Raw genomic sequence first — 24,601 nt, forward strand, 5'->3', positions numbered from 1 at the left:
CTAGTCCTCCATTTCTGCTTCGAGGGTGGAGTTGCGGAAACTGCCCTCGGCGAAGCGGTCCTTGGGCTGTGCCGGTTCAGGCAGGGGGATTTCTTCCGGCGTGCACTTGTAGACCTTGCACAGATAGCACTTGCTCTGGTTGCCGAACCCGGTGTCGCCGCATTCCGACGGCAGGCACACGTTGATGTTGCGGGCATAGGTTGCGAAGCAGCCTTCGCCCTGGTCCTCCGGGTCGGCTTCGGGGAACCACCAGCCGTGGTCGGCTTGCACCACGCGCGGGTCGACGATCGGGGTCACCTTCGCCACCTCGCGGCAACGGCCGATGGGGCTTTCGATCCAGCACCAGTCGCCGTCTTCGATGCCGAGCTCTGCCGCTTTGTCGGGATGGATTTCGAACAGCGGCTGGGGAAGTCTGGAGCGCAGGCGGCTCATCTGCCTGTGCTCAGAGTGGAAGGACTCGTAGTGGCGTGCGCCGGTGGTGAGGACCAATGGGTACTCCTTGTAGAGTTCCGGCTGGCTGTAGGGGCTCATCGGCGGCTCCTCGAAGTAGGGCAGCGGCTTCTGCCCCCAGGATGCCAGCAGCGTCGACCACAGCTCGATGCGGCCGGTCGGTGTGTTGAATCCCACCTTGCCGTCGGGGCGCTGCTCGCCCTTCTCGAACTTGCGATAGTGGAACTCGGGGTAGATCCAGTTGAGTTTGCGGGACTTGTCGTAGGTGATGCCGGCCTCCTTGATGAGGTAGGAGAAGTACTCCTCAAGCGTTTCACCTGGCCAGAGGTCCTTGTTCCAGCGGCGGCCGAGCTCCCAGTTGATCTGGAAGTCGTCTTTCGACTCGCCCATCGGCTCGCAGGCCTTGTTGGTGTTTTGGATGTAGTACCACACCGAGCGCAGGCCCTCGCGCTCAGGGTAAAAGCACAGCGGCAGCACGACATCGCAGTTTGCCATGAGGGTTGGCGTCATGAAGCAGTCGACGCCGACGACGAACTCGCAGTTCCTAAGACCCTTCTCGACGCGGGGCTCGGGGTCCTGTGCGCAGCAGGCGAGCGGGTTGGTCGACTGGATCCATGCTGCGCGGATCTTGAACGGACGGCCGGTGACCAGCTGATCGATCATGGAGTCCGCCTGGCACTGGACCATGCCGGAGTTGGTGATCATCTCGTAGTTGGAGCCGATGCGCTCTTTCTCCTGCTCAGGGGTGAAGACCTCGCGGGGATCGGGCGGCAGCCAAACCTCGGTGTTGTACGGGTCGTGCACGGTGATCATGCCGCCGGGGATGTCGATCTGGCCGGTGATGCACCACAGGTTGCACAGTGCCTGGGAAGCGGTGACGCACTGCAGGTTCATGTCGATGGCCAGGCCCCACTGCACGGCCGTCGGCTTCTCGGACATGTACTTCGCAGCGGCGATGATGTCTTCCTTGTCAAGCCAGGTGACCTCAGAGGCCCAGTCGAGGTTGTAGGGCTCGCAAGCCTTCTCGTACTCCTCGAAGCCGTAGCACCATTTCTCGACGAACTCGTGGTCATAGAGGCCGTTTTCCATGATGTATTTGCCCATGGACAGTGCGAGCATGGAGTCGGTGCCGGGGCGAATCTGCAGCCAGAGGTCTGCCTTCGCAGCGAGCCAGGTCAAACGCGGGTCGACGACGATGAGCTTCGAGCCGCGCTTCATGCAGTCGACGACCCAATGGCCGAGGTTGCCGTCAGCATTGGCGATAAGCGGGTTGTTGCCCCAGACGAAGATGTTCTTCGGGGCGACCCATTCGGGATTGTCGTAGCGGTCGGGGAACTGCATCGAGAAGTCGGGGCAGGTGTAGCAGCCCTGGATGGTGTTCGCGGCTGCAACGCGGGGAACGTAGCACGCGTTGCCGGAATGGAAATACGAGTACTGGATCGAGCCGAGCGCATATCCCAGGCGTGCGTTAATCGGCGGTGTGACGCGGCCGGTGCCGGATGCGAAGATGATCGCCTTTCCGCCGTACTCGTCGCGAATCTTGGTGAACTTCTCGTCGATCATGTCGTAGGCTTCTTCCCATGTGATCCGCTCCCACTTGTCCGCCTTGCCGCGGAACTTCGGGTCGCGCTTCATCGGGTGGAGCAGCCGGTCGGGATGGTAGATCGCCTCGGCCACGTCGAGGCAGCGCATGCAGAGGCGCCCCTGGTAGTACGGATTCTCCTCGTCGCCTTCGACCTTGATGAACTTGCCGGTCTCCTTGTCCGTATACACGATGACGCCGCAGCCGTCATGGCAGCCCGGCGCAGACCAGGCGGCCGACCTGGTGCAGATCATGCCGTCCTCTTCCCACTGCCAAGGCACGTCTCCGCCGGTGTACATGACAGGCGGTTCGTTGAAGAACGTGGGGCGCATCCCCTTCGACTCGTCGCTGTCGTGGGGAATGTCGATTCTCATTGTCATTTGAGTCACTCTCCCTCTCCTAGAGCTTTCCACTAATGGCTCACTCGCCGTGATAGAAGTCGAGAGTGGTAAGGCCTCCTTCCTTAGCGCCCTCCGCTTCTACCTTTTCGGTGGCTCACACGTTAGGACGCAAAATCGAGGATGGCTTGACCGCAGGAGTTCCAAAAGTGAGATTGGAACTCGCTTGATGAGGGGCGGTACGCTACGTATGAGGTATTGAGCTGGAGAAATTCCTTTTCCTTGAAATAGCGGTCCAGAGGGTGCGCTTATTTGGACCGACACCGTTATTGCTCTTGGTCCAGAAGCGCGATAAGTTCCTGTTGCGAGTGGACGCCCGCCTTGCGGTAGATGTTCGACATATGAGTCTTTGTGGTGCTCTCGGAAATGAAGAGCTTCTCAGCGATGGCCTTCGCATTGCGCCCTTGCGCGGCCCACGTGAGCACTTCCGCTTCGCGCGGGGATAGCTTGCAGCGCTTTACCAGGCGGGCGCAGCGCTTTTCAAGCGAGCTGTCCTGTGCGGCTTTTGTCGGCATGTCGACAAAAGTGATGGTACGGTAGCCGGGGACGGAGGATTCCTCGTCGAAGGGCAAAAAGAACAGGGATGCCAAGATGAAGGATGCGACGATGGCCAAGGTGACGACAAGGCTCGCATCTTGCGCCTCGCTTGCCACGGTGAGCGTGCCGATGAGCAGGCCTGCGGCGAATCCGCAGTTGGCGGCAAGCTTTCCCCGGGTGGAGGTGTAAAGGACGGGAAACTCTTTTGTTGCAGCTAGAACCGCCAGACAGCCGCAGTGAATGGTGCGGAAGAGAAACCAGCATACCACCATTACGCCGAGGGCCACGATGGCGAGCGCGCCGCCAGGCGCGAGATAGAGAAGCAGCGCGCACGCGACGATGGCGGAGAAGAGGCGAAGCGCGCCCGAGTAGAGCATTGATCGACGGTTTCCCATCGCCGAGGAGATGATGGCATCGACGAGAATCGCCGCTGCGCCCGCAATGAGCACGTTCGCGGTCCCGGTGCAGAACAGCAGGATGAAGGCGTATCCGAACGCCACGTTGAGAGTGGCGCTTAGGATGTCGAGATGGCGGGTTCCCTTAAAAAATGTCGCCACGGGCTTGACGGACCTGTCGGGCTGGGGGCGGCGGCGGGGGTTTATGAACATGACGAGCAGCATACTTGCGAGCAGCATGAGCCAGCAGACGACGCCGAGAGCGAGCTTGGGAAGCAGCGCGGTGCAGAAGAGGAAGAGCAGCCCGCCGGTGCAGAAGACCGCTGCATGGGCGAATTGGTTGTGGCACAGGCCGCCATGGACCATGAAATCGTCCCATAGCATGAATCCCATGGCGATTGAAAACCCTGCGAGAAGGAGGCATGTGTACGTGAGGGGGAGCGGAGGCGTTTCCCCTAGGGCGTCGAGCGCCATAATCAGGGGTGAGAGCGAACCGGGTAGCAAGCTTGCGAGGAAGAAGAACTTCTTGTGGCAAAGCGCCACGCTGTCGCGGCGTCTGAACCAGAGCAGCAAGCCCTCCGTGCCGATGATGCTTCCGATGAAGAACACGAATTGTCCCAGATGGGCTTTGATGAAATCTATGCCAGGTGGGAGCTCTGCAAATGCCCCGAAGAAGGCGATCAGGTAGTAGCCGTAATACAGGCAGAATCCCACGACGATGGTGAGCTGCATGAACCCGAGCCCTTTGGTTTTCACGATATCCCCTTTGTTTCGCTGGTTTCCCTTATCAGCTGCACGCCCTCGTTGCGGCAGCGGATTGGGGACGTCGCGTCGTTTGCGGGGGAGCATCCCGAACGTGCCTCCTCGCCCGATTCCACTTTGCAAAACGCTTGTATCGCTTTCACGATCGAGGCTATGCCGTGGCTGCGGTCGCTGTTGAGATGCGGTTTCATCTGCGGATGTTTGAGAAAGCGCGGCTGCCATGCGGCAACGTCTTCGAGGGGCTGCGTATCGAGCATCCACGTGAGTGCCCCAAGCAGCCCCTCGATGATGAGGGAATCCGATTCAAGGCTTAGCTTCAGGCGGCCGTTGCGCGCTTCGAGTATCAGCCAGGCGTTGCTTGCGCAGCCTTCCACCTTGCAATCGTCGGTGCGGTCTTCTTCTGGAATCGCGTTTAGGTCCCCGATGAAGCTTAGGATGTACTCGAATTGCAGCAGGGTGTCGTCGAGCAGCTCGAAGTTGCCGAGAAACTCGTCTTCCCGAGCCTCTATCGATGCGGCTCCATTGCCGCTTTCGTGTTGGGCGCTCATTGAAATCCCCCCCATTCGTTTCGAGCGAGTCTGCCGAGGCAGGCGATTGCCAGTTTGTTTCGGCTATCGAGTCGCCTGCCATACGAGCGCGGCAAGCTCGCCGACACTATGGCAGAGCCCGGCCCTAAAGCAATCGAGCTGCACGTGGAATTCCTTTTGCAGCGCCATGATCATAAGAGCCTGTTTGACCGTCGCGGAGTCGGCACCGTCGCAGTTTGCGGCCTTGTCCTCACTTTTGACCAAGTCGGGTGCTATTTTCAGCATCTTGGCGAGGCTTGCCTGCGCCAGCTTCTCCAAATTGTCCCCTGCTGGTTCGGCTTCCTTTTCGTCAAGGCGGAACTTGGCCAAGATGAAGCGCCTGACCAGGCTCTCGACGCGCGGTTCATCGAGCTTTCCTGCCGCGCGGTCACTTTCGAACTCTTCGCAGACGAGGGAGGCTCCCCGCTTCGCAGCGAGGAGCCTATCCATAACGGCCTTATCGGGCATCGCGTGGACCCCTTAGGCCACGACCGGGGTGAGGCCGAGGCGCTTCGCGATGAACACGAACTGGTCGACGTAATCGCCGTATACGAGGGGGAGATGCAGTCCGAACGAGACGTGCTTCTGGAAGAAATCATGCTCGTCGGCAACACGGAAGATGAAGCCTCCGTTGCAGTTGTCGGAATCGTATCCGAACCCTGCGACAATTTCTCCGCGACCGATGAACATTTCCTTGCAATCCGAGGAAATTCGAATCATGGTAATGACCTGGCCCTTGTCGTCGTTGAAGTCGTGACGTTGAATCGCTCCGAACCCAGCGTCCAAAGCGAAGTGGCGCAAGGCGAAGTCGTCGAGCTTGTCGAAGCCGTGGAGGCAGCGGCAGGGCGTCGAGTGGCTTACCAGGTAGAGGTTGTTCTTGTCTCCTTCGATAGGTGCCGAATATTTCGGGTCGGAGAAGTTAACCTCTCCGTCGGGCCCGAGCGGTGCGGGTAGGGTGTTGCCCATGTAGGCCGCTTTCCCCGTGAGCGCCATTTCGAGAATCATGCACAAAACCGAGGTAACGTCGTACTCGCACGCGGAGCCCACGCCGCGCTCGAGGTTGAGGCTATGCGTGAGGCAGAAGGTGAACTGTTCCTCGTTGAGTCGCCTCGTCGAGCATGCGTCGGGGCAGGGCGCCGCGAATCCTGAGCAATCGTATGCGTTCATGACCTTATTGACGACCTTGTACGCCTTAAGGCTGTTGACGAGGTACTTTTTCTCAATCTGGCACTCGGATGCGTCGGCCATAAGGCTTTCGGCAAGCTCTTCGCACCAGGCGATTTCCTCCGGCGTGACGTTCATGGTCTTGCGGCCGGGGGTGGTGTGGTTGCCTTCTTCAGGCAGGGGAGAGAGGTAGTCCATAAGCTCGTGCACGTTCACGTAGCGGAAATTGGTTCCGAACGTGTCGCGCGCGAGGCAGAGGCTGTCGAAGGTATCGGTACCGCCGGCCATTGCCTTGTCGCCTCCGAAGCGCGGGGCGAGCAGGATGTTTGCAGTGCGCAGCGCCTTCTCGGCGCGAAGGCAGAGCAGCTTGTCCTTCAGCTCGGGCCAGCTTAGGGAAAAGATGATGTCGGCGCCGCGTCGCACGCTCGAAGCGAGTGCCAACTGTCCGTACATCTTGAAGGGATTGGGGCCAATCGGCTTTTTGGTTCGCAGCGCAAACTCCTCGATGACGGTGTTTGCGCCGAACGCGGTGTTGACGAGATAGAAGTCAACGATATGGTCGTCTGCGAGCGCCGATTCGAACCACTCTTCCTTGATGTCCCAATCGTCGGTGGTTCGAATGACGGCCGGCTCCAAAACTTCGAACCGCGCGTCGTTGCGCAAGTTGAAATCTAGCGCCTTCTGCATCCCCTCATAGATCTTGCCGTTGATAATCGCGTCGAAGCCAGGCTCGAGCGCGTCACCCGATGACATGCGGCAGGGTCCCTCGTAGTAGTACTTGTGCTCCATTGCAAAGAACACCGGCTTAACCACCAGTTTCACGTCTTTTGCGCTACGCACCGTCATGGTTGCCTCTCCTTTCGGAGCGCTCTTACACGCTCCGTCTGATGCCGGTGCCTTCAATTCCCCTGTACCGGCATTCCCCTTATACGTTGAGAACAGTTCACCACGAAGCGATGATGACGCTATCGTATAGCGGGTATGCAATAGCGGAATTCAGTATGGTGGTATGAGACAGTGAGCTGCGACTTTGCCAAATGACATGACAATAGGGACTCGTCACGCAATCAAAAGGGAAGCCTACTTCTTTTTTGGAGATTGTTGCGGAACGGAAACGGGGTAATCCTCAACGAAGTCCATGAGCGATTGCTGGGAGTGGATATCCGTCTTGCGGTAGATGCTGTAGATATGGCTTTTGACGGTGTGCGGAGAGATGGTCAGCTTGTTTTGGATATAGGCGGCGTTACGGCCCTTGGCGAGGTAGCGCAACACGTCGGTCTCGCGAGGGGAGAGTTGGTACATCTCGGCAAGGGCGTTGCAGCGTGCTTCGAACACCTCGTGCTCGCTCATGCCCGCAGGCGCCGGCTGTGCAGGGGTTGCAACAGCTTCGCTTGGGGCAGGCGCACGGTCGGCATTCTCATCATGATGCTCCGATTGCGGGAAGAACACGGTGACGGCGAGGACGACGAGACATGCGGTGCACAGGCGAATGACCGTGAAAGCGTCGGAGTGGGCGCCGAAGATGACGGTCGCCGCGCTAGCGACGGCCCATCCGATGAGAAACCCCAGCGCGCTTGCCAAAAGGCGACGAGGAACCTGACGAAATACCGCCGCTTCTCCGAGCTCGACGCTCTTACGCACGAGATGTGCATAGGTCGTTGGCAAGAACAGTGCCCACGATGCGATGACAAGAAACGCGCAGACAATCTGGACGTATCCAGTTGAGAAGGGGATGCAGATGCAAGCGAGTACCGTCATGAACAGCAGGATTCGCTGCAGAACAGTGATGTTCAAGAAGATTTTCTTCAGGGAGAGCACAACTAAGACAAGAGCGCCGGGGATCGTTGCAAGAAGGCCGATGAAGACATAATGAGAGCCGTAGTTGAACAAAAAGACGAAGGTCATCCCGAAAACGATACCGAAGGCAATAAAGGACGGCTCGACTTCGCGCGCGAATTTCCACGGTTTGTGTTCAACGGCGCTGAGCGGAGCGGCCTGCGAATTGTCTGAGTTCTCACTTGTGTACTTCAGCAATCCCACTGACAATGCGAGATAAACGAGACAGAAGACGGGCTGGAACTCAGTTGGCATAAGCGCTGCGAGTGCGAAAAGGGCGCCCCCGCCCAAAAGCGCTTCAGAGCAGAATCGGGCATAGGCACGCGATTTGGACCTGCCGCACACGTCGAGCCAGCTCACGGTGAAGAAGCCTCCGCCGATGCCGGCGAGAAGGTTGGCCGCGCAGAGCATGGGGGTCGGTATCGGGGCTTCTGCAAGCAGTCCGAGGCTCGTCAAGGGCACGATTGCGGCGAAAACGGTCTCGATTGCGAGTACAGGCGCGCTAAACGGCGTATAGGAAGCTCGTTTGCCGAGGAAGTGACAGATTGTATATCCGAGCGCGATGCCGATGAAGATGAACAGTTGGATCGTGTCGCGCTCGCCGGTGGGAAGGCTTTGCAAGAAGATTGCGAACAGCCAGTAGAACGTGATGAGCATCCATCCGAAAAAGAGGGCGAAGCCGCCTACCCCCAGCAATTCCATTGCGCCGTCAGCGCCACTGCGCTGCGTCTCTTTCGCCATCTTTCCCCCTTGAATAAGATACCGATATGCAAGAGAAACTGACCACGACGCGAAGCGGCATATCGCACGGTGCGCCCCAAAATCCCCAACATCCAGTATAAAGCTTTTCCCCTCCAAAATGCGGTTTTATCCCTTTGAAAACGGCTCAGATGAGCTTCGTGCCTAACGCGATTATGGTTGGTCGGGACACGTTGCCCTAAACCTGGCCCGGTGGTTTGATTCCCATATCGGCGATCACGTCGGACAGGCTCGCCATCCCGAGCTCTTTGCAGGCGGCGGATACGCCAGGTGTTGCGCCTGTGGTGGCGTCGACAGTATCCGCTTCGCATTCCTCGCCCTTATGCGCGTCGCCATGGGCTTCTGCGGCGCTTTCCCGAACGTTGTCATGGCTAATCGAGTGAGTCGCACCTGATGTCGCGTCCACGGTTGCGCCCGTCATCGCGTCAACGGTAGCTCCTGTAGTGGCGTGGACGGTTGCGCCCGTCGTCGCGTCTATCTCGTATCCCGCTTCAATCTGTCCAGGGCGTCTCGATTCGCTTGGCGGTGCGGGGGCGTGGCCTTCCATTCCCATCTTCCTTTCGAGCTCTATCGAGCGGCCCGCCCAATCCGTCGGCCCGGTTGTGGCGTCGAGGTGGGCGATTTTGCCGTACGTGAGCGTAACGATGCCGTTTTTCATGGTGTGTCCCTGGATAACGAAAGGCACCCGCGCGCCGTTTGGGCGACACGGGTGCCGAATAGTACGGAAACCGAGCCTGATGTGCGCTTATTTAGTTTGCGCGTTTTCAGCCGGCTTCCCCTGCGGCTTGCCGCCTGCGAGGTCTTGCTTGGAAGGCTTCATAAACAGCGAGGCGATGATGCCCACGACGCCGATCGGCACCAATGCCCAGAAGGCGAGCATCGGGTCGCAAGCGCCTGCGGACATGGACGCGTTGAACGGTTCAAGCGCGTAGGAGGTGATCGTCTGGCCGAGGTACTGGCCGAACGTGAGGAACGAAAGTCCCAGAGCAACTGCAGTTGCGCCCCCCTTGAACACGTAGGTCGGGATCATCGGTCGGCAGCAGCCATTCAGGAACATGTTGCCGATGCAGAAGAAGATGGCGTAGAAAACGAACACGACCATGTTGTTCTGGAAGGCAAGCGCGGAGCACACGGTGAGGCCGGTGATGCCGGAGACGACTGCGATGTACTTCAGGTTGCGCGGCAGTTTGTCCAAAATGAAGCCGCCGATGGGGGCGAGGATGCCGCATGCGGTCAGCGCGCCACCGATAAGGCCTGCCATCGCGGGGTCCCAGCCAAGACCGCCGGCCGTGGGATCGAGCTGCAGCCAGGTCTTCAGGTACTGGCTGAAGGCATAGTTCATGTAGTTGAAGATCGCGAACATGAAGATGAGACACCAAAGCTGACGCTTCTTGAAGAACGGGAGCACCTCGCGGAACGACTTCGTCTCGGCGGAAACCTCGGAGGCCTCATCGGCACGGGGCTTGCGGAACACAACGGCGAACAGGATTCCGATGACCACGATGACGATAGTCCACACCCACAACAGGGTAACAAGGTTCTGCCCGACGGCGTGGTAGATGCCGTCACCGAACACGTTCACCGTAAAGATGCCGACCGGTGCCCAGATTGACCAGATGGCCATAGCGCGGCCGCGGGTCGTGTTGGGGAACCAGATGGACACGCACGTGGGGCCTGCGACAATCGTCTGTGCAAGGCCGAGACCCAAGATGAAGCGGCCCACGAGGAACGCCATGAAGCTCGAGGTGATCGTGAGGGCGCACACTGCGGAGCCTATGATCGCAAGGCCAAGACCGACGAGGGTGCCGACCTTCGGACCGAACTTACGGACTACAAACGATGCCGGGAACGCCATGATGAGCGCTGCGATGGGCACGAGACCCATGACGTTGGACAGGAGGCCGAACTGCGAAGGGTCGGCCTGCACGGATGCGCAGTTTGCTCCGAGCCAGCCCTTGAACACCGGGAAGGTGATGGCGGGCAGCCACATCCATGCGTAAACGATCGATATTGCGGCGAGCAACGAGACGACGAGCGCGATCCACGCGTAGCTCGGGGTTTTCTCTTGTGCGCTTGCCGCGGCATTGGGATTGCTCATTTTTCCCCTCTTTCAGTTGCGCGGCGTTCGTCGCGCAACAAACGGTCGGGCCTCGGGCGAGTGGAGGGTGGTACGCCGAATCGAGACCCGATCCCCTCTAATCAATAAAATAGTGCCTTGAGTGCTTACAGGTTGAAGATGCGAGCAGCGTTGCCGCCCTTCATGAGCGCCTTCTCCTCGTCGGTGACGTCGAGCGCGTCGATGGACTCGACCGAGCGAGCCATCCACTCGTAGAAGACGGGGAAGGAAGAGCCCATGAGCAGGTGGTCTGCGCCGCAAACCTTCACAGCGCACTCGATCTGGTCTTTGCCCCAAGACATCGGGTGGGTCATGTCGAAGAAGATGTTGTTCTCGAGGTAATGGGTGTAGGCCTCGTGGTCGACGTTGGTGGCCAGACGGTTCATGGCCTCCTTCTTCTTGGTCGACTTGTGCGGTGCGAGGATCTCCTGCAGGCCGAACCAGTTGCCGCCGAACATGGTGTGGACGAACTTGAGGTTCGGGAACTCGTCGAACATGCCGGAGTAGATCTCGCGGCCGACAGCTGCTGCCTGGGCATGGATGCGGCCGAGCTCACGACGCAGAATCGTGTAGTCATCGAAGTTCTGGAAGGCGTTCTGGCCAGGGGTGTGGTGCACGACAGCCGGAATCTTCATGTCGTTCAGGACCTTCATGTAGGGCTTGAACAGCTCGTCGTCGAGGAAGCGATCGCCATAGCAGCAAGCGAACTGCACGCCGACCATGCCGAGGTCCTCGATGCAGTGCTTGAGCTCGTCGACGTCTTCCTTGCGGCCGAACGGCGGAAGAACGGCGTTGGCAACGAGGCGGCCTTCGGAGCGCTTGCACATCTCGGCGGCCTGCTCGTTCACGATCTTGCACATGTCGAGGGGCAGCCATTCCTGCCACACCGGCATGCGCAGCATCGCGATGTCGACGCCAGCCTCGTCCATTGCCTTGATCTTGGTCTCGAGCGTATAGTCGCCGTCAACGTAGTTCAGGATCTGCTTGCCTTCGGGGTACTCAAGGATGACCTGGTCCTTCGTGCCGTCCGGGGTCTTGCCCAGATAAGCCTTCATGCCGAAGGTGACCGGCGCGGAGTACAGAAAGCCGTGAAGCACCTCTTCGTTGGTGAACAGGTTGGTCGGCAGGAAGTGCATGTTATCGTCGATAACGCGAGTTTCAGCCATTTTCTCTCCTTTTTTGTTGTCGGTTGTCAGTAGGTTTGAATGTATGAACGGGAGCCAAGCTACGCTTAACCCTCCTTATCTGCCTTGCCGGCGCCCATTGATAGGTATGGGGAGATCCGCCCAGGTGGTGAGGGAAGCCCTGGGGATGGAAGTAGGGACAACCACCTGGGCGGCGGATCGTCTAAAGGGTGATGCGGGGCGGGGAAGCGGGTGTGGTATTCGCTTCCCCGACAAGATTCCGCATCGGGCTTACTGATAGATCTGGTTGATCTCGTGCTTCGCCATCTTCTTCATGTTGGCGTTGCAACGGACTCGCCAGTCGATGCGGCCCTGCTCACGCTGGTACTCGGTGACTTCGTGAGAGAACTCGCGCGGAGCGCGCACGTCGATGTTCATGACATGCGATGCGCACTGTCCCCCGAAATCATCGGCAAATTGCTGAGTCATGTTCTCCTCCTTCCCCCTCTCGTCTTTCCTCCGCTTGGGCAAGCGATAGGCGTGAATGCCGCCTTCCCCCGCCGGAGGAAGCCTTGTATGATCTACGCCTCGTTGATGGCGACGATCATCTGCTTGGGCGAGTCGACCTTGGCGGCCAGCTCCTCAATCGGGCCCCAGTCGAGGCATTGTGCCTGGCAGTGCTGAACGCACGTGGGCTTCTTGCCCTTGCCGCAGCGCTCTTCGCACAGGTCACACCACTGCGTGAACTGGGGGATGAAATCGTATTGGAACACCTTGTTGGCCTCGTCGATATGCAAGGGACCCAGCTTGGTGATCTTGATGCCGAATTCCTTCTCGCTATAGCCGTGCTCCTGCTGGCAGGCGAGAACGCACGCCTCGCAACCGGTGCAGTAATCCACGTCGACGAGGATTCCCTGAATTGCCATTGTTAAACTCCTCTCGCGCGGCCTGTTAGTCTTCGGCCTTGTAGATCTTGCACATCATGGCCTTGTAGTTCGAACCGAAGCCCGACACGCCGGCGTCGAAGGGAACGAGGTTGTTGATCTGCGACTCGAAAACGCCGAACAGACCCTTCTTCTCGTCCTCGGTGTTCTCCTCTGCCTCGTCCTTGCGCTCGGGGAACCACCAGCCGTGCTCGCACTGCATGACGCGCGGATCGTAGCCGTCGTCGAAGGTGGCCTTGTACTTGCACTTGCCGTGCTTGTTCTCGAGCCACATCCAGTCGCCCTCTTCGATGCCGTGCTTCTTCGCCGTCTCCGGGTGGATATGGCACAGCGGGTCGGGATGCAGGGCGCGCAGCTTCTCGATCTGGCGCTGCTCGGAGTGGAAGAAGTGAGGCACGCGCATGCCAGAGGTCACGATGTAGGGGTACTCCTCGACATCCTCAGGCGCCGAATAGGGGCTCTCAACGGGCTCTACGTAGCTCGGCAGCGGATCGAGGCCAGACCATGAGGTGTGATGGAACACCATCGAGTAGATCTCGGCGCGGCCGGTCTCGGTGCGGAAGCCCACCTGGCCGTCGGGGCGAAGGTCGCCCGTCTCGTACTTGCGGTACTTGAACTCGGGGTACTTCCAGGTGGCGTCGCGAAGCTCTTCCCAGGTGAAACCGCCGTCTTCGAGAGCGTAGTCCCACATTTCCTGAACGTTGTCCCAAGGCCACGCGATGTCGTCGTTTTCCGGCTTGATCGCATGGGTGAGGCGCTTGCCGAGCTCGAGGAAGATCGTGTTGTCGGGCTTGGAGTCGCCGACGGGCTCGATCGCCTTGTTGATGCAGCTGATGCGGTAGGCGTTCAGTCCGCCGAAGCCGTCGCGCTCCTCGTAGGTTGCTGCGGGCAGCACCACGTCGGCGAGTGCCATCATGGTCGGCGTCATGAACAGATCCTCGACCACGATGAAGTCGATCTGCTTGTACCACTCGAGCTGCTGCTCGGCCTGGGCGCCCATGGTCGCGAGGAAGTTGTTCGTCACGATGTAGGCCGCATGGATGGGAATCTCGCCGCGCTGCCACGCTTCGATGGTGGCGTTGGAGGAGAGGTTCTTGAAGCCCACAGCGAACATCGGGTAGCGCTCGATGCCGATGCGCTTTGCCTGCTCCTCGGGAGTCATGAGCTCATCCCAGCCCCAGGTGCCAACCCAGTTCGGCTGCTCGATGCCCCAGCAAGCGTCAGCCATGACGTTGCCGCCCGGGATGTCGAGGTTGCCGGTGATGCACCACATTGCCGTGATGGCGTGAGCAGCCTGCTGGCCGCCGGTTTGCTGGTCGAGGGCGACGCCCCACTGGATGGCCGCAGGATGGCTCGTCGCGTAGGTGCGGGCCACGCGCACGACGTCTTCCTTGTCGACCCAGGCGCGCTCACACAGCTCGTCGAGGTCCATGTCGGCGACACGCTCGCAGACTGCCTCGAGGCCGTAGACCCACTTGTCGCAGAATTCCTTGTCATAGAGCTTCTCGTCGCAGATGACCTTCAACATGGCCATGGCGAGTGCTCCGTCTCCGCCGGGGCGGACGCGCAGCCAGTCCTTGCCGGCGCGAGCCGCGAGCCAGGTGAGCTGCGGGTCGACGACGGCAACCTTCATGCCGCGCTTCATAAGGTCCAAGATCCAATGGCCGTAGAAGCCGTCAGCGTTGGAGTAGAAGGGCTGATGGCCCCACACGATGCAGTACTCGGGCACCGTGTAGCGGGGGTCGTCGTAGCGCTTGGGCAAGAACTGCGAGCAGTCCATAACGCACGAGCCGCCGAGCATGCACGCCATGGACGCGATGCGGGGCAGGTAGCAGGAGTTGCCGGCGAAGTAGGGGACGCCCTCGTTCGGGGAGCCCATGCACGCGTTCAAGCGCGTGACCTGGTGAATATCGCGGCCCGTGCCCTGGCACATGGCAATCTTGTCGGGGCCGTAGGTATCGGCGACCTTCTTGAACTCCTCGACGATGATGTCGTAGGCCTCATCCCAGGAGATTTCGACGAACTTGTCCTTGCCTCGATCTTCCTTCGCACGCTTCATCGGGTGCAAAAGGCGGTCTTTGTGGTAGACGTAGTCGGGGATGCAAAGGCAACGGCTGCAAAGACGGCCCTGGTTGTAGGGGTCCTCGGGGTCGCCTTCGACCTTCACGAGCTTGCCGTCCTTCACGTAGGACAGGATGCCGCAGACGTTGTGGCACCCCGGTGCAGAACGTGCCGTGCCGCGGATGACAGTCATGCCGTCCTCTTCCCACTTCCAGGGCACCTTCGGCGTCTCAGCCGCAGGCGCTGCCGGGACGGTGTCGGTCTTTTTGGGAAGACGCGAGCCTCGGCGATACTTCTTTCCGTTGGTTTCCCCCCAGTGCTCTTGCACCGTGGACTCGGTAGAGTCTGCCATTGGGTTTCCTCCTTCATAATCGGAATACGTGATCGGTTTCGTCTTTCTATGCTGCCGCTCTCCTCGGCGGTCTGTCGCTCGTCGCACGCACTCGTCTGATTGCGTTCACGATCGGCGCGATTCCGATGACTGCGAAATTACGCCGCGCGCATGAGGGCATACCCCCGATAAAAGATGAGAAGATGGATTTCAGTAGGTTGGAATTACCCCCAATAGGCGGTCAGCCCATTGGTATGAGGTTGTGACCTGGTTCAATGGTGCTGTAGAGCATTGGAGTCCATCGTCGGAACCCGTCAAACTGCCTCGCCGATATCTATCCATGAGGGGCCAATCATCGAGAAGAAGGGGTTGCGCGGTTGGTCCTCGTGTCGCAGCCACCTGTCCGCCCTCTGGTTTCGCTGTCCCGGCGTCCCGCGAGAAGCTATGAAACTCTCCTCGTCACTGGTTCGGATGCGGGATAGAGCGCGAGTTGTCTTACCCTGCGTGCGAGGCGAGGGACGGGCGATGCGCCTCATTTCGTCTCATCTTGGAACAAGGAGCAGAAGTGGCGGAAAGGCCGAAGTTCTCAAAGGGCCGAGAGGGAGGAAGCAAGTGCGCCGCCTGACAGGAGGTTGAAGAGCGAGCGGGCCGTCTGGTGAGAAGGCTTGGGATTCCGAATGCACGCGCTTGTCAAAAAAGTTGAAATTGGGTCTTGCGCCGACTGATGAGATGGGTATAATACTATCTTGCGCGTTCGGAAAGAACGCAACTGATTGGCAGATTCCTCGGTAGCTCAACGGCAGAGCATCCGGCTGTTAACCGGAGGGTTGTAGGTTCGAATCCTACCCGGGGAGCCATTTTAATTGTTCGAACTCGTGGAGGGTATAGGTGCTCGAAACGAGTTCTTTTTGTATTCTGAGCTGAATTCATCTCCATGATGCCGTAGCTGTCGTAGAGAGCGACGCGGCTAGCGATTCCTCCTGCTGTGAGTTTGCCGCGCCTGGCGGCGTTGCAGCTGACGGGCATCGCAAACCTCCAAGAAAAGAAACCGTTCGTGATATACGTGGGCCAAACGGGGGTGCGGGTTAAGACGCGCTTGCCTACTTGAGCCTCGCGCGGCCCTGCTGTGCGGGTGGTCGTACCACTGCGGCGCGAACTCCGCCGCCTTGTCGTCGTACGTCTGCATGAAGCCCTCCACGATGAGCTTCGCCGCCTCGCGCCTCTCGGCGACGGAAGCTCCCTTGTGGGAGCGGCACCATCCGAGGACACGCTGCTCCACTGCGGAGGCCGCGTCGTCTCCGATCTTGGCTGACGCGATAGTGTTCGGCATCACAACTTTTGAGAGAATTGCCGAGTACTGAAGCGACGCGAGCGCCAAAGACAGCGCCATGACGGCCTACGAGCCGGGGTCGGTGGACGACGTGGCGCGCTACCAGGCGAAGAAGCTCGCGAAGGAGGGCGACGCGGCGTTCGCGAGGGCGTGCGGCGAGTTCGCCAGGAACGACGCCTTCCGCAGCCTCAACGAGACGATCATCGCCAACGTGGGGCGCGACAGGGACAGGGGCGCGATGTTCGCCCGCGTGCCGACGGGCTTCGAGACCTGCGCGTTCTGCCTCATGCTCGCGAGCCGCGGCGCTGTCTACCACTCGCGCAAGACGGCAGGCGAGTGGGGGCGCTTCCACCGCGGTTGCGACTGCAAGGTGGTCCCCAGCTTCGAGGTCGACGGAACAATCAAGAACCTTCATGTCATACATAGCGACGGGATAATCGAAACCCTAAATAAAAAGGACGCGGGCCTCGGTTCTTAACCAGGGTGCGCGTCCGTAACAACAGTTTATTACATCGGGGCGTGGCGGAACAGGCAGACGCGCCAGTTTCAGAGGCTGGCGTCCGCGCGCGCCGCGCTGGTCGACTCGGTCGCGAAGACGGTGGGAGAGGCGTCTGTCTGCATACGGATATATGAAATTTCCTTGACTGCTCAGCTTTCGGGTACAATAGTCCACGTGCAAAACGGGCCTGTAGCTCAACGGTGGAGCAGGGGACTCATAATCCTTTGGTTCTCGGTTCGAATCCGGGTGGGCCCACCACAAAATGCAAACCGCCGCCGAGAAACCTCGACGGCGGTTTTTTCATGCTTGATGTCTTGCGGTCTAGACGGTGTAGACCATGCCCATGGCCTCGCGAACCTCGCCAAGCGTCTCGTTCGCGATCTCGTTCGCGCGGCGGTTGCCGTCGGCCAGGATGTCGGCGATATACGATGGGTCCTGCATAAGCTCCTCGCGGCGCGCGCGAATGGGTGCGAGGTAGTCGTTCACGCTCTGGGTGACGTACTTCTTGAGCGTGCCCGAGCCGCCGTCGCCGATTTCCTCCGCGATCTCGACTTCCGTGCGCCCGGTGCAAAGCGCTGCGGTGGTGAGCAGCGCGGACACGCCGGGGCGATTGTCGGGATCGAAGGTGATGTTGCGGTCGGAGTCGGTCTGCGACTTCTTGATGAGCTTTGCGGTCTCCTCCGCCGTCGCCGAGAGGCTGATGGCGTTGCCGTAGCTCTTCGACATCTTGCGGCCGTCAAGGCCGGGGATCAAAACGGCGTCGGTCAGAAGGCCTTCGGGCTCGGGGAACACCTGCGCGTAGCGCTCGTTGAAGCGGCGCGCGATCTGGCGCGTCTGCTCGATGTGCGGCAGCTGGTCTTTGCCGACGGGCACGATGTTGCCCTTGCAGAAAAGGATGTCGCACGCCTGGTGCACGGGGTAGGTCAAAAGCAGGCCCGTGAGCGCGTGCCCCGACGCCTCCTGCTCGGCTTTCACCGTGGGGTTGCGCTCGAGCTCGGCTTCGGTGCAAAGCGAGAGGAAGGGGAGCATGAGCTGGTTCAATGCGGGAATGTGCGAATGCGTGAAGATGATGGTCTTCTCGGGGTCGATTCCGCAGGCCAGGTAATCGATCACCATGTTGTGCACGTTGTCGGCGATGTTGGCGGTCGTGTCGCGGTCGGTGATCACCTGATAGTCGGCGATGACGACGCGGGTGGGGACGCCGAGGTTCTGCAACGCCACGCGTTCCCTGATCGTGCCGAAGTAGTGTCCCAGATGCAGGCGGCCCGTGGGTCGGTCGCCGGTGAGCATGAGGTATTTCTCGGGATGCACGGCCAGGTCGGCGCGGATTTCGTCACTGCGCTTCTTCGATGCGAGGAAGCTATCTTCGTTGCTCATGGGTTCTTCTCTCCCTAATTACGTCACGTGCGGAAATGCATGTTTCGAAAGTATAGCAGTATAGACGCGCTGAAAATGTTGAAATTACCCCTTGCGTCCACTCGTGATGAGCGCTATTATATTCACTCGCATCAGGAACAAGTTTTGATGCAAAAATTACTTGGTCGCTTGGCTCAGCGGGAGAGCATCGCCTTCACACGGCGGGGGTCACAGGTTCAAATCCTGTAGCGACCACCATAAAACCTAAAGGCCGGAAGTCACGAGCTTCCGGCCTTTTTGTCTTTTGCACGCCTGACCTTTCGTCCCGCGCGTGTAAAATGCCTCCCAGTGATAATTTCCAGAGAAGGAGAGCTTCGTGGCGAAATACGACAAACCGGTACCGACAATGGGAGCCGAGGACAGCCCCGACGCCATCTATGATGCGACCACGCTTGGCAAGCCCAAGATGATTGTCTTTGGCCTGCAGCACATGTTCGCCATGTTCGGCGCAACCATTTTAGTTCCGGTGCTCACGGGCCTCTCCGTTTCTGCCACGCTTTTGTTCGCGGGCTTGGGCACGCTTTTGTTCCACTTCCTCTCGAAGGGGAAAGTGCCGGCATTCCTTGGCTCGTCGTTCGCCTTCATCGCGGGCTATGCCGCTATTGCACCGAACGGCGAGGCCGAGCTTCTGCCCTATGCTTGTCTGGGCGTCGCGTGCGCGGGTCTTCTGTACCTCGTGCTCTCCGCGCTCTTCCGCGGCTTCGGCGCGCTTCGCGTGATGAAGTTCTTCCCGCCCGTGGTCACAGGCCCGATCGTCATCTCGATCGGCCTTATCCTCTCGAGCTCCGCTATCGCGAACGCCTCGACAAACTGGCTTGTCGCTGTCGTGGCGATTGCTGTCATCATCGTCGCGAACATCTGGGGTCGCGGCATGGTGAAGATTATCCCGATCCTGCTCGGCGTGCTCTTGTCCTACCTGCTCGCCGTTGCGCTCGGCGAAGTTGACTTCTCGGGCGTCGCCGCCGCTCCTTGGGTCGGCCTGCCTGTCGCCTTCGAGAACACGGTCTTCGCGCTCTCGAGTAACTTCGATGCGGGGCTTGCCATCACCGCTGTCATTACGATCATGCCGCTTGCGCTCGCGACCATGATCGAGCACATCGGCGACATCTCGGCCATCAGCTCCACGGTCAACCGCAACTTCATCGCCGAGCCGGGCCTGCATCGCACGCTTCTCGGCGACGGCCTGGCCACTATTCTCGCCTCGCTTTTCGGGGCGCCCGCCAACACTACGTACGGCGAGAACACGGGCGTGCTCGCGCTCACCAAGGTGTTCGACCCCCGCGTTATCCGCATTGCCGCGGTGTTCGCGATCTGCTTCTCGTTCTGCCCGAAGTTCGCAGCGGTGATCGAGGCCATGCCCGCTTGCGTCATCGGTGGCGTGTCTCTTGTCCTGTACGGCATGATCTCGGCTGTCGGTGTTCGCAACCTCGTCGAGAACAAAGTCGACTTCATGAAGAGCCGCAATGTGCTCGTCGCGGCGCTCATCCTCGTGCTCTCCATTGGCATCGCTTACTCCACGGCCGGTGCCATCGTGTTCGCCGTCGGCGGCATCACCATCTCGCTTTCGGGTCTCGCCGTGGGCTCGCTTGCGGGCATCGTGCTGAACGCGGTGCTTCCTGGCAAGGACGAGTATTCCTTCGGCGGTGAAGCCCCCGAGCGCGCAGACGAACCCGAGATGCGCTTCCCGCTTGAAGGTGAGCTTCCCAAAGAGGTGAAGGAAGCCTAGGAAAGGGGCCTACACGAAGGCGTCTCATCTGGGAATTTGTCGGCAATATGCATTTATCGCCACATTGCGGCGTTTAGGGGATTTACCCCTTGCGCTGCGATGCGGCGGGGGTATACTGACGCCAGTTCAAAACCAAATACGACGAAATGCGTTGACGAGGAAAGTAAGGACGAACCCATCTCTCAGAGAGCCGGCGGATGCTGCGAGCCGGTGGTGGGCGGCCCCGAATGCCACCTCCGAGCAGTTCGGCGCGAACGTTTTGCGTGCTTTGCGAATGACCTTCGCAATCGCGTGAGGCAAGTAGCCTGAATCGGCGACTCCGTTATCGGTCCGCGGTTTACTCCGTTGTTCCCAAGAGGTCCTGGTGCAGGTGCTTGCAGCCAGGATTTTTTTATGGGCGGTGACGCCCGAAGGGAGGACACGGAACATGCAGCTTCGCAGCGATGCCATCAAGGTGGGTGCCGCGCGCGCCCCGCATCGCAGCCTGCTCAAGGCTGACGGAATCACCGACGAGGAGATGGGCCGCCCGCTTATCGCCGTCGTCAATTCTCGCAACGACATCATCCCCGGCCACAACAACCTCGACAAGATCTGCGAGGCCGTGAAGGCTGGCATCTACCTCGCAGGCGGCGTCCCGTTCGAGGTGTCCACCATCGGCGTGTGCGACGGCATCGCCATGAACCATGCGGGCATGCACTACTCGCTCGTGTCGCGCGAGGTCATCGCCGACAGCCTGGAGTGCGCGGTCGAGGGCCACGCGTTCGACGGCATCGTGTGCATTCCCAACTGTGACAAGATCGTCCCTGGCATGATTTTGGGCGCCCTTCGCGTGAACATCCCCACTGTGTTCGTCTCCGGCGGCCCGATGCTTCCCGGCCATGAGCCTGGCTGCACGGGCGGCCCTACGACCGACCTGAACACGCTCTTCGACGGAGCGGGCAAGGTTGCTGCCGGCACGATGAGCGAGGACGAGCTGAAGTACTACGAGGACACCGCGTGCCCGACCTGCGGAAGCTGCTCGGGAATGTTCACCGCGAACTCCATGAACTGCCTGTGCGAGGCGCTCGGCATCGCGCTTCCTGGAAACGGCACCATTCCCGCCGTGTACTCCGAGCGCCTTCGCCTTGCCAAGCATGCGGGCATGAAGGTCATGGAGCTGCTCGAGCGCGGTATCAGCTTCCGCGACCTCGTGTCCGAGGCGGCGATCCACAATGCCATGGAATGCGATATGGCTTTCGGCGGATCCACCAACACGGTGCTCCATCTGACCGCCATCGCCCAGGCGGCGGGGCATCCCATCACGATGGACGACTGGGATGCGGCGAGCGCCCGCACACCTCATCTTGTGAAGCTGCAGCCCTCGGGACCGCGCCCGCTTATCGACCTCTACGCCGTGGGCGGCGTGCCTGTCGTCATGCACGAGCTCAATGAGCTGGGGCTTCTCGACGAGTCCGCACTTACCTGCATGGGTACGCTTCCCGAGTATATAAAGAACTGCACGAAACCCGCCGATGGCGAGGTGTGCCGCACGCACGACAACCCGTTCTCGAAGGTTGGTGCGCTGCGCGTGCTCCACGGCAACGTCGCTCCCGATGGCGGCATCGTGAAGAAGTCGGCCGTCGACCCCTCGATGCTCACGCACACAGGTCCTGCGCGCTGCTTCAATTCCGAAGAGGAAGCCTGCAAGGCAATCTTCGCGGGCGAGATCAAGGCGGGCGACGTCGTCGTCATCCGTTATGAGGGCCCGGCTGGCGGCCCTGGCATGCGCGAGATGCTCACGCCGACGTCCGCCATTGTGGGCATGGGGCTTTCCAAGTCCGTGGCGCTCATCACCGACGGGCGCTTCTCCGGCGCCTCGAAGGGCCCCTGCGTGGGACACGTGAGTCCTGAAGCCGCGGCGGGCGGCCCTATCGCCCTTATCGAGGACGGCGACGAGATCACGGTCGACATCGAAGGGGGAGAAATCAATCTCCATGTCGACGACGAGGAGCTTGCCCGCCGCCGCGCCGCGTTCGTCGCACCCGCACCGAAGCACAACCATGGCGTTCTCGCCAAGTATGCAAAGCTCGTCTCATCGGCCGATAAGGGGGCGTATGTCTCGTGAGTAACACTTTGAAAAGCAAGAAACCTCAGATTGGCGGGCCTTTGGGCCTGGGCAGCAAGACCGAGAAGCAGGGCCTTCGCATGAACGGTGCCGAGGCGATTATCGCCTCGCTCGAGGCCGAGGGCGTCGATTTGGTGTTCGGCTATCCCGGCGGGCAGGCGATCAAGCTCTACGACGCGCTCTACGACAGCAAGCAGATCACGCATATCCTCGCTCGTCACGAGCAGGGTGCGGTTCACGAGGCCGACGGCTATGCGCGTGCGACGGGACGTCCTGGTGTGGCCATCGTCACGTCCGGCCCTGGTGCCACGAACACGGTGACGGGCATCGCGACGGCCTACATGGACTCCGTGCCCCTCGTCATCATCACCGGCCAGGTGCCGCGTGGCGTCATCGGCACCGACTCGTTCCAGGAATCCGACATCGTTGGCATCACGATGCCGATCGTCAAGCACTCTTTCCTTCTGCAGTCGGCGGAAGAGCTCACGACGACTTTCCGCGAGGCGTTCCATATCGCCTCGACGGGACGTCCCGGCCCCGTGCTCATCGACGTGCCTTCCGACATCCAAAGCGAGCAGATTGTCTTCAACTATCCTGATGCGGTGAACCTGCCGTCGTATCGTCCTACGTACAAGGGCAATGCCAAGCAGATCAAGCAGGCGGTCGGCGTGATCGGGCGCGCAAGCAAGCCGATTCTCTACGTCGGCGGCGGCGCGATTGCATCCGGTGCCACCGAAGAGCTCGTGAAGCTTTCGACCATGATGCAGATTCCCGTGGTGACGACGCTCATGGGCAAAGGCGCCTTCCCGGCGTCGCACCCGATGAACTTGGGTCCTGTCGGTATGCACGGCTCGAAGTTTGCGAACCTAGCTATGACCGAGTCCGACCTGATCATCGCGGCGGGCGCGCGCTTCTCCGACCGTGTGACGGGCAAGCTCTCCGAGTTCGCGCCGCATGCTAAGGTCATCCACATCGACATCGACCCGGCCGAGATCGGCAAGATCCGCGAGGCGCAAGTGCCCATCGTCGGCGATTTGAAGGGCGTTGTCGCGGGCATCGTCGCCACGATCGAGAAGGAAGCCTGCGCGCCGCGCACCGAGGCGTGGAACGCGCAGATCGCGGAATGGCGTGAGCGCTACCCGTTCTATGACGCGCAGATCACCGAGAACCCTGACGAGATCGTTCCCGAGATCGCCATGCAGAAGCTCTCCGCGAAGCTCGACCCGCACAATTCTGTCGTCGTAACCGAGGTTGGCCAGCACCAGATGTGGGCCGCGCAGTTCATCGACCGCGAGGAGCCGCGCAGCTTCATCTCCTCGGGCGGCCTGGGCACGATGGGATTCGGCTTCCCCGCATCCATCGGCGCCGCGTTCGGGCGCCCGGGCGCGCAGGTGGTCTGCATCGCAGGCGACGGGTCGTTCCAGATGAACAGCCAGGAGATGGCGACCGCCGCCATTCACAACGTGCCGGTGAAGGTTGTTATCTTGGACAACCGCGCGCTTGGCATGGTGCACCAGTGGCAGAAGCTTTTCTACCGCGAGCGCTATTCGTTCACCGAACTCGATGCGAACCCGGATTTCGTGAAGCTCGCCGACGCGTACAGCTGGCAGGCCGAGCGCGTGACCGACCCCGCGAAGCTCGACGAGGCCTATGATCGCATGCTCGCCTGCGACGGTCCTTTCCTTTTGGACGTTGCAATCTCCGACCAGCAGAACGTGTTCCCGATGGTCGCGCCTGGCAAGGCGATGAACGACGTCATGGGCGCGATAGACGTGGCGGTCGGCGCCGTGCGCACCGATGTGCCGGGTGAGCCGGCGCCGGTGGTGCGCGAGAAGTCGCCCTGTGCGAAGATCGACGCGCAGTTCGGCGGCCGCTGGGAGTCCGACCCTGAGGACAAGGGCTCGCACCAGGGTGAGGAGCCGGACGGGGAAGGCGCCGCTGAAGAGGAAGGGGATGTTCGATGAAGCATATCCTGTCTATCCTGGTCGAGAACAAGCCGGGCGTGCTCTCCCGCGTGACCGGGCTCATCTCACGCCGCGGGTTCAACATCGACTCGCTGTCGGTGGGCCCGACCGAGGACCCCACGATGTCGCGTATCACTATCATCGTGAAGGCCGACGACGTGGCATACGAGCAGATTACCAAGCAGCTGCACAAGCTGGTCAGCGTCTATAAGATTAGCGACCTTACAAAGGAGTCCGCGATTGAGCGCGAGCTTGTGCTCTTCAAGGTGAATGCGTCGCCCGAGCGGCGAAACGAGATCATCGAGATCACGAACGTATTCCGTGCGAAGATCGTCGACGTGGGCAAAAGCTCGCTCACGATCGAGGCGACGGGCGACGAGAGCAAGCTTAAGGGCATGGAAGATCTCTTCCGCGCCTACGGCATCAAGGAGATTACGCGCACGGGCAAGATAGCCATGAGCCGTAATTCCAAGGAAGTGTAGGGAGCGAACCCGTACTCCACCAGGGTATTTCCGCGAACGCGGTTGCCATAGAGCA

19 protein-coding genes and 3 tRNA genes are annotated in these 24,601 nt (G+C 60.3%); 8 read left to right on the plus strand and 14 right to left on the minus strand.

Annotated features, from left to right (window positions below; all coding sequences use genetic code 11):
• The 12 genes from F8C90_RS00245 to F8C90_RS00300 form a co-directional block, all read right to left on the minus strand.
• Positions 1–2,412 carry a molybdopterin-containing oxidoreductase family protein gene (locus F8C90_RS00245; protein ID WP_246155713.1) on the minus strand — a complete coding sequence of 804 codons (2,412 nt, stop codon included), beginning with the start codon at positions 2,410–2,412 and terminating at the stop codon, positions 1–3.
• 284 nt (positions 2,413–2,696) lie between these two features.
• Positions 2,697–4,118 carry a helix-turn-helix domain-containing protein gene (locus tag F8C90_RS00250; protein WP_170264472.1) on the minus strand — a complete coding sequence of 474 codons (1,422 nt, stop codon included), beginning with the start codon at positions 4,116–4,118 and terminating at the stop codon, positions 2,697–2,699.
• Entirely contained in the window at positions 4,115–4,672 is a 558-nt protein-coding gene (locus tag F8C90_RS00255) for a SufE family protein (protein WP_170264473.1), read from the minus strand. The genes F8C90_RS00250 and F8C90_RS00255 overlap by 4 nt, the downstream gene beginning before the upstream one ends.
• 63 nt (positions 4,673–4,735) lie before the next feature.
• On the minus strand, positions 4,736–5,158 hold the full coding sequence (locus F8C90_RS00260; RefSeq protein ID WP_158048445.1) for a hypothetical protein: 423 nt from the start codon (positions 5,156–5,158) through the stop codon (positions 4,736–4,738).
• 12 nt (positions 5,159–5,170) lie between these two features.
• Complete coding sequence (locus F8C90_RS00265) at positions 5,171–6,700, minus strand: fucose isomerase (protein ID WP_158048446.1); 1,530 nt, start codon at positions 6,698–6,700, stop codon at positions 5,171–5,173.
• Between the two features lie 234 nt (positions 6,701–6,934).
• Positions 6,935–8,431 carry a helix-turn-helix transcriptional regulator gene (locus F8C90_RS00270; protein ID WP_158048447.1) on the minus strand — a complete coding sequence of 499 codons (1,497 nt, stop codon included), beginning with the start codon at positions 8,429–8,431 and terminating at the stop codon, positions 6,935–6,937.
• 196 nt (positions 8,432–8,627) lie between these two features.
• Positions 8,628–9,107: a hypothetical protein gene (locus tag F8C90_RS00275; protein WP_158048448.1), complete on the minus strand. Its 480-nt coding sequence runs from the start codon at positions 9,105–9,107 to the stop codon at positions 8,628–8,630.
• Positions 9,108–9,194: 87 nt separating this feature from the next.
• Entirely contained in the window at positions 9,195–10,547 is a 1,353-nt protein-coding gene (locus tag F8C90_RS00280) for an MFS transporter (RefSeq protein WP_158048449.1), read from the minus strand.
• A gap of 125 nt (positions 10,548–10,672) precedes the next feature.
• Positions 10,673–11,731 carry an amidohydrolase family protein gene (locus tag F8C90_RS00285; RefSeq protein WP_158048450.1) on the minus strand — a complete coding sequence of 353 codons (1,059 nt, stop codon included), beginning with the start codon at positions 11,729–11,731 and terminating at the stop codon, positions 10,673–10,675.
• A gap of 249 nt (positions 11,732–11,980) precedes the next feature.
• The gene (locus tag F8C90_RS00290) at positions 11,981–12,178 is read right to left on the minus strand and encodes a hypothetical protein (RefSeq protein WP_158048451.1); all 198 of its coding nucleotides are present in this window, start codon (positions 12,176–12,178) and stop codon (positions 11,981–11,983) included.
• Positions 12,179–12,270: 92 nt separating this feature from the next.
• Positions 12,271–12,615 (minus strand): oxidoreductase, encoded by a 345-nt coding sequence (locus F8C90_RS00295; RefSeq protein WP_158048452.1) that lies wholly within the window; start codon positions 12,613–12,615, stop codon positions 12,271–12,273.
• 25 nt (positions 12,616–12,640) lie between these two features.
• On the minus strand, positions 12,641–15,046 hold the full coding sequence (locus F8C90_RS00300; protein WP_158048453.1) for a molybdopterin-dependent oxidoreductase: 2,406 nt from the start codon (positions 15,044–15,046) through the stop codon (positions 12,641–12,643).
• A gap of 761 nt (positions 15,047–15,807) precedes the next feature.
• Between F8C90_RS00300 and F8C90_RS00305 the strand changes: the two genes are divergently transcribed.
• Positions 15,808–15,882: transfer RNA gene (locus tag F8C90_RS00305), tRNA-Asn, on the plus strand.
• Positions 15,883–15,992: 110 nt separating this feature from the next.
• Here the strand turns inward: F8C90_RS00305 and F8C90_RS00310 are convergent.
• Positions 15,993–16,415, minus strand: coding sequence for a hypothetical protein (locus F8C90_RS00310; protein ID WP_211360965.1), 423 nt, complete (start codon positions 16,413–16,415; stop codon positions 15,993–15,995).
• On the opposite strand from F8C90_RS00310, the gene F8C90_RS00315 reads away from it, so the two are divergent.
• Both F8C90_RS00315 and F8C90_RS00320 read left to right on the plus strand, forming a co-directional pair.
• Positions 16,414–16,833, plus strand: coding sequence for a VG15 protein (locus tag F8C90_RS00315; protein ID WP_158048455.1), 420 nt, complete (start codon positions 16,414–16,416; stop codon positions 16,831–16,833). The two genes, F8C90_RS00310 and F8C90_RS00315, sit on opposite strands and share 2 nt — an antisense overlap.
• A gap of 204 nt (positions 16,834–17,037) precedes the next feature.
• A tRNA-Ile gene (locus F8C90_RS00320) sits at positions 17,038–17,112 on the plus strand.
• A 63-nt stretch (positions 17,113–17,175) separates the two neighbouring features.
• On the opposite strand, the gene trpS is transcribed toward F8C90_RS00320, so the two are convergent.
• On the minus strand, positions 17,176–18,231 hold the full coding sequence (gene trpS / locus F8C90_RS00325; protein WP_158048456.1) for a tryptophan--tRNA ligase: 1,056 nt from the start codon (positions 18,229–18,231) through the stop codon (positions 17,176–17,178).
• 162 nt (positions 18,232–18,393) lie between these two features.
• Here trpS and F8C90_RS00330 point away from each other — a divergent pair.
• The 5 genes from F8C90_RS00330 (at position 18,394) to ilvN (ending at position 24,546) form a co-directional block, all read left to right on the plus strand.
• A tRNA-Val gene (locus tag F8C90_RS00330) sits at positions 18,394–18,468 on the plus strand.
• 148 nt (positions 18,469–18,616) lie between these two features.
• A complete protein-coding gene (locus F8C90_RS00335; protein WP_158048610.1) occupies positions 18,617–19,996 on the plus strand; it encodes a uracil-xanthine permease family protein in 1,380 nt (459 codons plus the stop codon).
• 427 nt (positions 19,997–20,423) lie between these two features.
• Positions 20,424–22,100: a dihydroxy-acid dehydratase gene (gene ilvD, locus F8C90_RS00340; protein ID WP_158048457.1), complete on the plus strand. Its 1,677-nt coding sequence runs from the start codon at positions 20,424–20,426 to the stop codon at positions 22,098–22,100.
• Positions 22,097–24,064 carry a biosynthetic-type acetolactate synthase large subunit gene (gene ilvB, locus F8C90_RS00345; RefSeq protein ID WP_246155714.1) on the plus strand — a complete coding sequence of 656 codons (1,968 nt, stop codon included), beginning with the start codon at positions 22,097–22,099 and terminating at the stop codon, positions 24,062–24,064. Before ilvD ends, ilvB begins: the two co-directional genes overlap by 4 nt.
• Entirely contained in the window at positions 24,061–24,546 is a 486-nt protein-coding gene (gene ilvN / locus F8C90_RS00350) for an acetolactate synthase small subunit (protein ID WP_158048458.1), read from the plus strand. The genes ilvB and ilvN overlap by 4 nt, the downstream gene beginning before the upstream one ends.
• Positions 24,547–24,601 lie beyond the last annotated feature (55 nt).

This window comes from Ellagibacter isourolithinifaciens, from assembly GCF_008831035.1.
Taxonomy (GTDB): domain Bacteria; phylum Actinomycetota; class Coriobacteriia; order Coriobacteriales; family Eggerthellaceae; genus Ellagibacter; species Ellagibacter isourolithinifaciens.

Bases quoted from the DNA above. Each gene is read 5' to 3' on its own strand.
- F8C90_RS00245 (WP_246155713.1), bottom strand. From the start codon at position 2,412: ATGACAATGAGAATCGACATTCCCCACGACAGCGACGAGTCGAAGGGG.
- F8C90_RS00255 (WP_170264473.1), bottom strand. From the start codon at position 4,672: ATGAGCGCCCAACACGAAAGCGGCAATGGAGCCGCATCGATAGAGGCT.
- F8C90_RS00260 (WP_158048445.1), bottom strand. From the start codon at position 5,158: ATGCCCGATAAGGCCGTTATGGATAGGCTCCTCGCTGCGAAGCGGGGA.
- F8C90_RS00265 (WP_158048446.1), bottom strand. From the start codon at position 6,700: ATGACGGTGCGTAGCGCAAAAGACGTGAAACTGGTGGTTAAGCCGGTG.
- F8C90_RS00270 (WP_158048447.1), bottom strand. From the start codon at position 8,431: ATGGCGAAAGAGACGCAGCGCAGTGGCGCTGACGGCGCAATGGAATTG.
- F8C90_RS00275 (WP_158048448.1), bottom strand. From the start codon at position 9,107: ATGAAAAACGGCATCGTTACGCTCACGTACGGCAAAATCGCCCACCTC.
- F8C90_RS00280 (WP_158048449.1), bottom strand. From the start codon at position 10,547: ATGAGCAATCCCAATGCCGCGGCAAGCGCACAAGAGAAAACCCCGAGC.
- F8C90_RS00285 (WP_158048450.1), bottom strand. From the start codon at position 11,731: ATGGCTGAAACTCGCGTTATCGACGATAACATGCACTTCCTGCCGACC.
- F8C90_RS00290 (WP_158048451.1), bottom strand. From the start codon at position 12,178: ATGACTCAGCAATTTGCCGATGATTTCGGGGGACAGTGCGCATCGCAT.
- F8C90_RS00295 (WP_158048452.1), bottom strand. From the start codon at position 12,615: ATGGCAATTCAGGGAATCCTCGTCGACGTGGATTACTGCACCGGTTGC.
- F8C90_RS00300 (WP_158048453.1), bottom strand. From the start codon at position 15,046: ATGGCAGACTCTACCGAGTCCACGGTGCAAGAGCACTGGGGGGAAACC.
- F8C90_RS00315 (WP_158048455.1), top strand. From the start codon at position 16,414: ATGACGGCCTACGAGCCGGGGTCGGTGGACGACGTGGCGCGCTACCAG.
- F8C90_RS00310 (WP_211360965.1), bottom strand. From the start codon at position 16,415: ATGGCGCTGTCTTTGGCGCTCGCGTCGCTTCAGTACTCGGCAATTCTC.
- trpS (WP_158048456.1), bottom strand. From the start codon at position 18,231: ATGAGCAACGAAGATAGCTTCCTCGCATCGAAGAAGCGCAGTGACGAA.
- F8C90_RS00335 (WP_158048610.1), top strand. From the start codon at position 18,617: ATGGGAGCCGAGGACAGCCCCGACGCCATCTATGATGCGACCACGCTT.
- ilvD (WP_158048457.1), top strand. From the start codon at position 20,424: ATGCAGCTTCGCAGCGATGCCATCAAGGTGGGTGCCGCGCGCGCCCCG.
- ilvN (WP_158048458.1), top strand. From the start codon at position 24,061: ATGAAGCATATCCTGTCTATCCTGGTCGAGAACAAGCCGGGCGTGCTC.